Source organism: Variovorax sp. P1_H2, from assembly GCF_056405295.1.
Genome location: NZ_JBFUCJ010000173.1, coordinates 1 through 8,818, shown reverse-complemented (window position 1 = coordinate 8,818; position 8,818 = coordinate 1). Strand labels below are relative to the sequence as shown.

Genomic DNA, 8,818 nt, shown 5'->3' with positions numbered 1-8,818 from the left:
GCTACACCCTGGTCGCCGGGCCGGACAGCGCGATCGCGATCGGCCGCCTGATCAACCCGGCCGCCTTCAAGTTCGATCCGCTCAAGGACCTGGCGCCGGTCGGCATGCTGAACACGGCGCCGATGGTGCTGGTCGCGCGCCCCGGCCTGCCCGTGAAGGACTTCGCCGACTTCGTGAAACTCGCGAAGGCCTCGCCTGGCAAGTACAACTACGCCACCTCGGGCGTCGGCACCGTGCTGCAGCTGGCGATGGAACTGCTGAAGGAGCGCAGCGGCGTCTTCGTCACCCACGTGCCCTACCGCGGCGGCGCCCAGATCGCGACCGACGTGATCGGCAACCAGGTCGACCTGGCCATGCTGGTCAGCACCAGCGCCATTCCACATGTGAGCGGCAACCGGCTGAAGGCGCTCGGCGTCACCAGCGCGCAGCGGCTCGCTGCGCTGCCGCAGGTGCCGGCCTTCGGCGAGATGCCGGGCCTGAAGGGCTTCGACATGGTGAGCTGGACCGCGGTCTTCGCCCCGGCCGGCACCCCGGCGCCGATCGTGAACCGGCTCAACCAGGAACTCAACGCGGTGCTGAAGGACCCCGAAGTGCGCGCCAAGCTGCAGGAGCAAGGCGCCCTCCCCGGCAGCGGCTCGCCCGAGGAACTCGGCCAGTTCGTCAAAGCCGAATACGCCCGCAACCAAAAGATCGTGCAAGCCGCCAACATCAAGGAGTAAGTCCCCGACCCGGCCGGCGCAGCCAGGCCGCGTTGGTGAGACACCGCGAAACTGGCTTCGCCAGGCCGCTGGTGTCGCCCCCGGTAGGGGGTGGGCGCCCGAACACGAAGTGCCGGGCAACCTGGGGGCGAGCTATTCCTCCGTTGGCCAGTCGCGGATATAGGCCTTGAGCATCTTGTTCTCGAAATTCTGGCTGTCGACCACCGCCTTGGCGACGTCGTAGAAGCTGATCACGCCCATCAGCATGCGCTTGTCCATCACCGGCATGTAGCGCGCGTGGCGCTCCAGCATGATGCGGCGGATCTCGTCGAGGTCGGTTTCGAGGGTGCAGGTGACGGGATGGTCGTCCATGGCCTTGCGCACCAGGGTGCCGCCGATCTGGCCGCCGTTGCCGACGATGGCGACGATCACTTCGCGGAAGGTCAGCATACCGACCAGGTCGCCATGCTCCATGACCACCAGCGAGCCGATGTCCTTCTCGGCCATGACGTTGACCGCGTTGGCCAGGGGTTCGTCGGGCGTGACAGTGAAGAGGGTGTTGCCCTTCACGCGCAGGATGTCGCTGACTTTCATGTAATTTGCTCCTCACTTGCTCGGCGGCGTGCCGATTTGAATATAGCCCACAATGGCCGCCCGTCCACCGAGACCGCGCCGGCCGCGCAGGCCGCACGCGTAACGGGGCATTGCAGAAACGATCCCGAAAGGCGCTCATGTCCGGCTACTCCGACCCCGGCTTCGACACGCTGGCATTGCATGCCGGCGCCGCACCCGACCCCGCCACCGGCGCGCGCGCGGTGCCGATCCACCTCACCACCTCCTTCGTCTTCGAGTCCAGCGACCACGCCGCGGCGCTGTTCAACCTGGAGCGCGCGGGCCATGTCTACTCGCGCATCAGCAACCCGACCAACGCCGTGCTCGAACAACGCGTGGCGGCGCTCGAAGGCGGCATCGGCGCGATCGCGACCGCCAGCGGCCAGGCGGCGCTGCACCTGTCGATCGCCACGCTGATGGGCGCCGGCTCGCACATCGTCGCCAGCACCGCGCTGTACGGCGGCTCGCAGAACCTGCTGCACTACACGATGCGCCGCTTCGGCATCGACACCACCTTCGTCAAGCCCGGCGACCTCGACGGCTGGCGCGCCGCGATCCGGCCCGAGACCAAGCTGCTGTTCGGCGAGACCGTCGGCAATCCGGGCCTCGACGTGCTCGACATCCCGGCGGTCAGCGAGATCGCGCACGCGGCCCAGGTACCGCTGCTGGTCGACTCCACCTTGACCTCGCCCTACCTGATCAAGCCCTTCGACTGGGGCGCCGACCTGGTCTACCACTCGGCCACCAAGTTCCTCTCGGGCCACGGCACCGTGATCGGCGGCGTGGTGGTCGACGGCGGCAGCTTCGACTGGGAACGCTCGGGCAAATTCGCCGAGCTGACCCAGGCCTACGACGGCTTCCACAACATGGTGTTCAGCGAGGAGAGCACGGTCGGCGCCTTCCTGCTGCGCGCGCGCCGAGAAGGGCTGCGCGACTTCGGCGCCTCGATGAGCCCGCACACGGCCTGGCTGATCCTGCAGGGCATCGAGACGCTGCCGCTGCGCATGGAGCGCCACATCGACAACACGCAGAAGGTGGTGGAGTTCCTGGCGGCGCACCCCTTCGTGTCGCGCGTGGGGCATCCGCTGCTCGAATCGCATCCGAGCCATGCGCTGGCCAACAAGCTGCTGCGCCATGGCGCCAAGGGGGCCGGCGCGGTCTTCAGCTTCGACCTCAAGGGCAACCGCGAGCAAGGCAAGAAGTTCATCGAGGCGCTCAAGCTCTTCAGCCACCTGGCGAACGTCGGCGACTGCCGCAGCCTGGTGATCCATCCCGCGAGCACCACGCATTTCCGGATGACCGACGAGGCGCTGGCGGACGCGGGGATCTCGCAGGGCACCATCCGGCTCTCGATCGGCCTCGAAGACCCGGCCGACCTGATCGACGACCTCAAGCGCGCGCTGAAGGCGGCGGAAAGGGCAGGTGCGTGACATGAACCCCCACGCTCGTCATTTCATGTATTCGCTGCCCCCCGTGGGGGCACACGCCGCCCTTGGGGCGGCCCGGCGGGAGGCGTGATGCACTTCGTCGTCAACGGCCATCGCAGCTACTGCTACACCGGCGGCAAGCCGCTCGATCCGGCGAAGCCGTGCGTGGTGTTCATCCATGGCGTGCTCAACGACCACAGCGTGTGGATCCTGCAGAGCCGCTGGTTCGCCAACCATGGCTGGAACGTGCTCGCAGTGGACCTTCCGGGACACTGCAAGAGCGAAGGTCCGCCGCCCGCCACTGTCGAGGCGGCCGCAGCCTTCATCGTCGCGCTGCTCGATGCGGCGGGCGTCGCCAAGGCCGCGCTGGTCGGCCACAGCTTCGGCTCGCTGATCGCACTCGAGACCGCCGCGCGCGCGCCCGACCGCGTCACGCACCTGGCGCTGGTCGGCACCGCCTACCCGATGACGGTGTCGCCGGCCCTGCTCGATGGTGCGCTCAACGATCCGCAGCGCGCGATCACGATGGTCAACACCCTCTCGCATTCGCTGCTGGCGCCGCCGCCCTCCTCGCTCGGACCCGGCACCTGGCTCTACGGCGGCTCGCGCGCGCTGATGCGCCGCGTGCTCGCGAGCAACCCGAACGCCAATGTGTTCCACATCGGCTTCAAGGCCTGCAACGACTATGCGAACGGCGAGCAGGCGATGGCGAAGGTGCAGTGCCCGGTGCTGTTCCTGTTCGGCGAGGCCGACCAGATGACGCCGCCGCGCGCCGCCCGGACCCTTGCCGCCAAGGCGCCCGGCGCCAAGACCGTGACCGTCAAGGCCGGCCATGCACTGATGACCGAAGCGCCCGACGAGGTGCTGTTCGCGCTGCGCGACTTCTTGCAATGAACTCGCCCCCAGGTTGCCCGGCACTTCGTGTCCGGGCGCCTCGAGTCGCTGCCAAAGGCAGCGGCCCTTCGGGGCCGTCCAAGCCTGCGCGGGCAGGCTTGGAGCCGCGGCCCCTCAGCCCCCTGCCGGGGGCAACACCAGTGGCCCGGCGAAGCCGGTTCCACGGTGTTTCACCAACGGGCCTGGCTGCGCCGGCCAGAAAGCGGCACCGCTGTTGTGTGCATTTTTCGGCTGCGCGCAGCGCGCCCCGAAGCTCCAAGTTCAGGCTGCTGCCGCGCAGCCCGTCTGGCTATACTGCCCGCGTCACGTCAAAAAAAGGCGTGATCGGGATTGGTCTCCCGTTCAACCCGCTGCGACGCAAGCCGCAGCTCACTCGGCAGCGGTGGTTTCTGTAGCCCGAACCCGCTGGAGGCCATTCATGGCTAAGTCTTCTCGCACACCCGCGTCACAGTCACGCAAGCTCTCGTCATCCGCCTTGCGCATCACCGACGAGTTCTGCAATCTCAAGGAAGTGCATCGGGCTTTCGCCTGCCTGCAAGGCCTGCTCTCGCCGATCCATCGAACGACGCAGCACAAAGAGTTCAGCGTCGAGCCCGCTGATCTGAGCGCGCTGGTCACCGTGATCAACGCGGAACTGGAGCGCCGCACCGAGCCTGTCGAGGCCGCGATCCGATCGCTCGGCAAGGCCCTCAAGGCGCAAACACTTTGAGGATGCGCTGGGGGCCGCCGCAAGCCCTCAGCCCGCCGATCCTGCAGGCCACTACGGTAGCGCTTGCACACAACAAGCCTGTCGCAAGCGGCGGGCAGGCACGGCCCGTGCGCAAACTGCATGTCGACTCGATCCTGTTCGGCGCCGTCGAGCACTTCCTGCGCCGGCCCTGGTCGCCCGAGCAGATCGCCCTGGCGCCTAGGGCATTCCCTTGAAACATTGAAATCGAGCTCATTCGGCCAGGGGCATCGGACTCTTCCCGGCGCGCGTCAAGGTAGTTGTCGCCTCTTTCATGCAGCCAGYGGCTGTATGTTTGGGTTCCTCGCGTGTGCCTGAACGATGCAGTCACGTTCGGGGTTGAYGGTTACTGCGCCGATGGGCGACCAGTTGCGTGTAGGGCCTGACCATCGTGCTGGGTTGAGCGCGCGGGCACGGGTGTACAGCGCGTGGCGAGCAGCGAGGATGGCCTGGTCTTCACCGTCGTGGCGCTGCGCAGGGCTGACGTAGCGAATGCCGCTGTGTCGATGGTCATGGTTGTACCAACGCACGAAGCCGGCAGCCCAAGCGCGAGCTTGCTCGAGACCGGTGAAGCCCTTGGCAGGGAACTCTGGACGGTATTTGGCCGTTCTGAACAATGCTTCCGCATAGGCGTTGTCGTCGCTCACGCGAGGCCTCAAATACGACGGCTTCACGCCCAGCCACTGGAGCATCGCCAGCACTGTCGTGGCCTTCAATGTGGAGCCGTTGTCGCCATGCAGAACCGGCTTGGTGTCCAGCGTGGCGATGCCCTCGGCCAGCGCCGTGCGGCGCACCAGATGCACGGCATGGTCGGAGTCGTCCGTGTCGTGAACCTCCCAGCCCACGATCTTGCGACTGTACAAGTCCAGGATCAGGTAGAGGTGGAACCAGCGCCCGAGCACCTGCGCGGGCAAGTACGTCATGTCCCAGCACCAGACTTGTCGAGGTGTCTCGGCTGGGTATTCCGGGGCATCGTGACCGCCCGTTCCGGGCTATCGTGACCGAGCATTCCGCTCGAACGTGACCGGTGATTCCGGGCTCAACGTGATCGATTTTCGGGTGGTCCGGAATCACCGGTCACGATGGCGGAACCGGCGGTCACGGCAGCGGCACGCTGCCGTACGTCATCGTGTTGGTGTTGCGCATTTCATCCGCCTCACGCGGGGTAGCCTGTCCGGCTTTTGCCGGAGACAGGCTTGCCCGCACCAAGGATCAACATGCGCAAGATCAGAGACGTCTTACGTCTCAAACTCGAAGCTCGCCTCTCCCATGAGCGAATTGCCGCCTCGCTCGGTATCTCCAAGGGCGTCGTTGCCAAGTACGTCAGCCTGGCTGCTGTCGCGGGACTTGACTGGCCCACCGTGCAAACATTGAGCGACACCGCTCTGGAACGCCGTGTCGTACAGGGCCGGCTGGACCGGCCGACCCATTGCGTGCTGCCCGACTACGGCCGCGCGCACCAGGAGCTGCGGCGCAAGGGCATGACGCTCATGCTGCTGTGGGAAGAGTATGTTGCGGCCCACCCCGGGCAGCCGACCTATCGCTATAGCCAGTTCTGCGAACGGTATCGACGCTACGCACTGCGTCTGAAGCGCTCAATGCGCCAGATCCATCGCGCCGGCGAGAAGCTGTTCGTCGACTACGCCGGCCCCACGGTGGAACTTGCCGATGGCAGCCGGGCGCACATCTTCGTGGCAGCGCTCGGCGCGTCCAGCTATACCTTCGCCTGCGCGACGCCGCGCGAGACCATGGCCGACTGGCTCGAGGGCTGTGCGCGCGCCCTGAGCTTCTTCGGCGGCGTGCCGCAACTGATCGTCCCGGACACCCCCCGCGCGATGATCGCGAACCCGAACCGCTACGAGCCTCGGGCCAACGACACGGTGGAGGACTTCGCGCGTCACTGCGGCACCTCGGTGCTGCCGGCGCGGCCTCGCCATCCGCAGGACAAGGCCAAGGTCGAATCGGCCGTGCAGGTGGTGGAGCGCTGGATCCTCATGCGCTTGCGCCATCAGCGCTTCGAGACGGTCGATGATGTCAACGACGCGATCGAACCGTTGCTGCAGCGGCTCAACGGCAAGTCATTCCAGAAGCTGCCTGGCAGCCGCGCGAGCGCCTTCGCCGATCTGGACGCGCCTGCACTGCAGGCGCTGCCGCTGCAGCCCTGGGAGTGGGCGGCCTTCAAGAGCGTGCGGGTGCACATCGACCATCACGTGGAGATCGACGGCCATCGCTACAGCGTGCCCCAGAACCTCGTGGGCCTGTTGCTGGAGGCGCGCATCACAACCCGCGCGGTCGAACTGCTGCACCGCGGACAGCGAGTGGCGTCGCATCAGCGCAGCGCGCACAAGGGTGGCTTCACGACCGTCGTCGCCCACCTGCCGGCGGCACACCGTGCGCACCTCGAATGGACGCCCGAGCGTCTGGTCCATTGGGGGCAAAGCATCGGCGTGGCCACCGGCCGCCTCGTGGCGCGCCTGATCGAGGAGCGGCGTCACCCTGAGCACGGCTACCGGGCATGCCTCGGGTTGCTGTCGCTGGCACGCCGCTATGGCAACGAGCGGCTGGAGGCGGCCAGCCTGATCGCCCTGGAGCTGGGCACGGCGAAGTACGTGCATGTGAAGGCCATCCTGGTCAACGAGCGCGACAAGGCCGCCGCGAGCACTGCGCCTAGCTGGACCAGCCCACCCCACGAGCACGTCCGTGGCCCGGCGTACTACCAGTGACCGCCGGACTGCGTCTGGCACTTGAACAAAAAGGAATTCCAATGATGATGAACACGACCCTTGACCAGCTGCGTACCCTGAAGTTGTTGGGGATGGCTGCAGGATTGCAAGACCAGCTCACCAGCGCCGGTATGACGGCCATGAGCTTCGAGGAGCGCACGGCCTTGCTGGTCGAGCGCGAAGTGCACTGGCGCGGCGACAAGCGACGTGAACGGCTCTTGAAGGAGGCCCGCCTGAAGTACCCGCAAGCGGCCATAGAAGATATGGATGCTCGCGCCGGTCGCGGCGTTGATCGCAAGGCCGTGATGAGCCTGGCGCTGGGCGACTGGATCGATTCGGGCCACAGCGTGTTGATCACGGGCCCGACGGGTGCGGGTAAGTCGTGGCTTGCATGCGCGCTTGCGCAGTACGCGTGCCGGCGCGGTCGTTCCGCTTACTACCAGCGCATGCCGCGGCTCGGCGAGGAACTGCGCATCCGCCACGGCAACGGGACCTTCGGCAAATGGCTGATCCAACTGGCCAAGACCGACGTGCTGCTGCTCGACGACTGGGGCATGGCGGCGCTGGATGTTCAGGCCAGGTCCGACCTGCTGGAGATCATCGACGACCGGGCGGCCAGCAAGGCCACCATCATCACCAGCCAACTGCCGATTGAGCACTGGCATGCATGGGTCGGAGACGCCACCATCGCCGACGCGATCCTCGATCGCCTGATGCAGCAGAACCACCGACTCACCCTCACGGGTGAGTCATTGCGGCAGACCGCGAAAACGCCCCAAAAGGAGAAGAACAAAGACCCATCGTGACCGCCACTTCTACAATCTGAACGCGCAACTCAGCACGCATGACGACCGGTCACGATAGAGCGGAATCGACGGTCACGTTCGCCGGAATACGCACGCACGACCCTGGGCGCCTTGGCACGACCGCGATGGGCGCTCTGCCCGTGCGCGCGCAGTACGCGACTGAAGCTGGACTCGCTGGCCAAGTACACACCCTCGTCGGCCAGCATGGGCACGATGCGCGCCGGCGGCACGGCCGCAAACCGCGACTCATTGGCCACCGCCAGCAGCTGTGCGCGCTCGTCCTGGCTCAGGGCATGGCTGGGCATGGCTGGGCATGGCTGGGCATGGCTGGGCATGGGCCGCACCGCCTGCGGCCTGCCATCGCCCGCGGTGAGGCCTTCATGGGCCTGCCAACGCTGCAGGGTGCGCACGTCGATGCCGGCGGTCTCGCAGGCCAGGCGCAGCCGCGCGCCGGCGGTGTGAGCCTTGGAGATGTTGTGGGCCACGATCCGGCGATCTTCGAGGCCGATCATTCGTCCCCGCCCTTGTGGAAGATCGCCTCGAGATTTTTTGAGAGTACCAACAGGGCTGCGGTCTCGGCCAACGCCCGGTCCTTGCGCAGCAGGTCGCGCTCGAGCTCCTTGATGCGCTTGCGGTCTTGTCGCGTGGCCTGCGGGCTGGCACGGGCCTCTTCAGGCTCTGCCAGCGCGGCAGTGGCGCTCGATCGCCACTTGTCCAGATCGGCTGGGTACACCCCGTGCTCGCGGCACCAGGCGACCTTGGCGGCCTCGGGCATCGCCGCCGTCGTGATCACCGCCTCAAGCCGCGCGCGCGCAGTCCATGCCCGCCCTCAGGCGGGCATGGACTGCGCATCCTCACGCCAACGCTCCAGTGTTTCCACTCCAATGCCAACCTCGCGCGCCACCACCTCCAGCGCCGAACTCTCCGGCGG

The 8,818-nt window shown here is 66.8% G+C and carries 7 protein-coding genes and 2 pseudogenes; 6 read left to right on the top strand and 3 right to left on the bottom strand.

Translation table 11 applies throughout. The features are described 5' to 3' along the window. Window positions 1–719 (top strand): Bug family tripartite tricarboxylate transporter substrate binding protein (locus AC1D2E_RS33145; protein WP_478201336.1); only part of this gene is annotated, 719 nt, incomplete at its 5' end. 132 nt (window positions 720–851) lie between these two features. On the opposite strand, the gene AC1D2E_RS33140 is transcribed toward AC1D2E_RS33145, so the two are convergent. Beyond that, the gene (locus tag AC1D2E_RS33140; RefSeq protein WP_478176643.1) at window positions 852–1,292 is read right to left on the bottom strand and encodes a CBS domain-containing protein; all 441 of its coding nucleotides are present in this window, start codon (window positions 1,290–1,292) and stop codon (window positions 852–854) included. Window positions 1,293–1,429: 137 nt separating this feature from the next. Here AC1D2E_RS33140 and AC1D2E_RS33135 point away from each other — a divergent pair, with 137 nt between their 5' ends. The 3 genes from AC1D2E_RS33135 (at window position 1,430) to AC1D2E_RS33125 (ending at window position 4,340) form a co-directional block, all read left to right on the top strand. Next, the gene (locus AC1D2E_RS33135; protein WP_478201335.1) at window positions 1,430–2,740 is read left to right on the top strand and encodes an O-acetylhomoserine aminocarboxypropyltransferase; all 1,311 of its coding nucleotides are present in this window, start codon (window positions 1,430–1,432) and stop codon (window positions 2,738–2,740) included. Window positions 2,741–2,827: 87 nt separating this feature from the next. Then, complete coding sequence (locus AC1D2E_RS33130) at window positions 2,828–3,631, top strand: alpha/beta fold hydrolase (RefSeq protein ID WP_478201334.1); 804 nt, start codon at window positions 2,828–2,830, stop codon at window positions 3,629–3,631. A gap of 475 nt (window positions 3,632–4,106) precedes the next feature. Next, window positions 4,107–4,340, top strand: coding sequence for a hypothetical protein (locus tag AC1D2E_RS33125; RefSeq protein WP_478201333.1), 234 nt, complete (start codon window positions 4,107–4,109; stop codon window positions 4,338–4,340). A 290-nt stretch (window positions 4,341–4,630) separates the two neighbouring features. Here the strand turns inward: AC1D2E_RS33125 and AC1D2E_RS33120 are convergent. After that, window positions 4,631–5,314: pseudogene (locus AC1D2E_RS33120) on the bottom strand (transposase); the annotation flags it as partial. Between the two features lie 240 nt (window positions 5,315–5,554). Here AC1D2E_RS33120 and istA point away from each other — a divergent pair. Together istA and istB are read left to right on the top strand one after the other, a co-directional pair. Further along, window positions 5,555–7,081, top strand: a complete 1,527-nt coding sequence (istA, locus tag AC1D2E_RS33115; RefSeq protein WP_478201332.1) for an IS21 family transposase — start codon at window positions 5,555–5,557, stop codon at window positions 7,079–7,081. A 41-nt stretch (window positions 7,082–7,122) separates the two neighbouring features. Beyond that, window positions 7,123–7,887, top strand: a complete 765-nt coding sequence (istB, locus tag AC1D2E_RS33110; RefSeq protein ID WP_478201331.1) for an IS21-like element helper ATPase IstB — start codon at window positions 7,123–7,125, stop codon at window positions 7,885–7,887. A gap of 101 nt (window positions 7,888–7,988) precedes the next feature. Here istB and AC1D2E_RS33105 read toward each other — a convergent pair. Then, a pseudogene (locus AC1D2E_RS33105) lies at window positions 7,989–8,818 on the bottom strand (transposase family protein); the annotation flags it as partial.

Coding starts and splice junctions, on each gene's coding strand:
- AC1D2E_RS33140 (WP_478176643.1), bottom strand. CDS start 1,292: ATGAAAGTCAGCGACATCCTGCGCGTGAAGGGCAACACCCTCTTCACT.
- AC1D2E_RS33135 (WP_478201335.1), top strand. CDS start 1,430: ATGTCCGGCTACTCCGACCCCGGCTTCGACACGCTGGCATTGCATGCC.
- AC1D2E_RS33130 (WP_478201334.1), top strand. CDS start 2,828: ATGCACTTCGTCGTCAACGGCCATCGCAGCTACTGCTACACCGGCGGC.
- istB (WP_478201331.1), top strand. CDS start 7,123: ATGATGATGAACACGACCCTTGACCAGCTGCGTACCCTGAAGTTGTTG.